The organism is Chryseobacterium sp. YIM B08800 (assembly GCF_026163565.1).
Taxonomy (GTDB): domain Bacteria; phylum Bacteroidota; class Bacteroidia; order Flavobacteriales; family Weeksellaceae; genus Chryseobacterium.
The window spans coordinates 1-1,648 of record NZ_JAPDKN010000098.1; the positions used below are offsets into that span (position 1 = coordinate 1).

General features: G+C 32.8%; 2 protein-coding genes. Both read left to right on the forward strand.

Translation table 11 applies throughout. The features are described 5' to 3' along the window. Positions 1 to 117: 117 nt before the first annotated feature. A complete protein-coding gene (locus OEW74_RS19370; protein ID WP_265430045.1) occupies positions 118 to 756 on the forward strand; it encodes a serine hydrolase domain-containing protein in 639 nt (212 codons plus the stop codon). Positions 757 to 942: 186 nt separating this feature from the next. Next, complete coding sequence (locus OEW74_RS19375) at positions 943 to 1,584, forward strand: IS5 family transposase (RefSeq protein ID WP_265430046.1); 642 nt, start codon at positions 943 to 945, stop codon at positions 1,582 to 1,584. Positions 1,585 to 1,648: the final 64 nt, after the last annotated feature.

Consider the following 1,648-nt stretch of genomic DNA (forward strand, 5'->3'; position numbering starts at 1 on the left):
TTCACAATACTTCTATTTCTCTGCCTGATTTTTAAAACTTCAGCTTAAACTCATACTGATCTTTATCAAAAAATTATCTATTCGGATTATGAAAAAAATCCTGAAATAATTGGGGTTTTGATACACATCGAATCTCCCAAAATTTCCTGGAGCTATGCTAAAGGATTCGACGGAAAAAATTCCAAACAAAATCTGAATGTACAGCAGCTTTTACTAATTGCGAGTACCACCAAAACATTTATGGCTGCAACGATACTTCGCCTGGCAGAAAAAGGTAAGTTAAATATTAATCAAAATATAAAAAACCTAATTACTGAGACATCAAGAATTCAATTGATGAAGGCAGGATACAACTTAGATTCTATCACCATCCGTCATTTGCTTTCTCATACTTCGGGAATCAGAGATTATGTTGATGAGGGGTATTTCACCTTAATCAATGAAAATAAAAAGCATCAATGGACAAGAACTGAGCAGGTTGAAAGAGCTTCAAAATTGGGACAACCTTTAGGAAAACCAGGAACCTTATTTCGTTATGTAGACATGAATTATGTTTTGCTTTCGGAAGTTATTGAACATTTTACAGATGAGCCTTTTTATACTTCGGTACGGAAATTATTGAAATTTAAACAGAACCATTTAAACAATACGTGGTTTATTCAATTGGAAAAAGAGCCTGAAAATGCTTTGCCGTTGGTCAATCAATATTGGAGTCATTTTAACTGGAATATTAAGAGCCTGTTTAAAAAAGAATAATAAAAAAGAGTAAGGGCTAAAATGCTGAATAAAAATTGTCATTTTAGAGTTGCAAAACAAAAAACGTCAATGTATCCAACAGATTTAACCCAAACTCAATGTCTTTTTTTAATATAGACATTAGATTTTGATGACTGAAAGCGAAAATATTATTTAATTGTCTTTTGGAATGCGATCATTTTTTTGGTGAAAACTGGTTGTCAATGGCGGTTGTTACCTCATGATTTTCCAAAATGGCAATTGGTTTATTACTATTATTCAAAATGGTCAAATCTGGAGGTTTTCGATTTATTATTGTCAAAATTGCGAGAAAAAGTACGACAAAACAGAAGTCAGAAAGCCGAGGCAAGTTTGGGAATTATGGACAGTCAGAGCGTTCGCTGGGGAAATAACCGTTCGCTTAATGGTTATGACGGAGGTAAAAAAGTAAAAGGCATCAAGCGACACGTTGTGGTAGATAAAAATGGTTTTTTGTTAGCTGTAATGGTAAGTGTTGCCAATATTCACGACAGCAAAGCCGCATTATTATTGATGAAAACACTGCGATATTTATTGATTCCACTTGATGTAATCATAGCGGATGGAGGTTACAGAGGTGAGATTATTGAGGAAATAAGAATCAAGTTCAATTATATCATTCAAATCGTTATGCGGAGTGACAGAAAAGTAAAAGAATTTGAGCCCATTGATAAACGATGGATTATAGAACGTACTTTTTCCTGGTTTGATAATGATAGAAGATTATGCAGGAATTATGAACTTCTAATGGAAAGTTCTGAAAACATGGTCAAATTATCTGCCATAAAATTATTACTCAATAAAATTTAAACAGGCTCTTAGATTAATCAAAATTTCCTAAAAAATATTTTTCATAAAAATGCAGACCAACTAG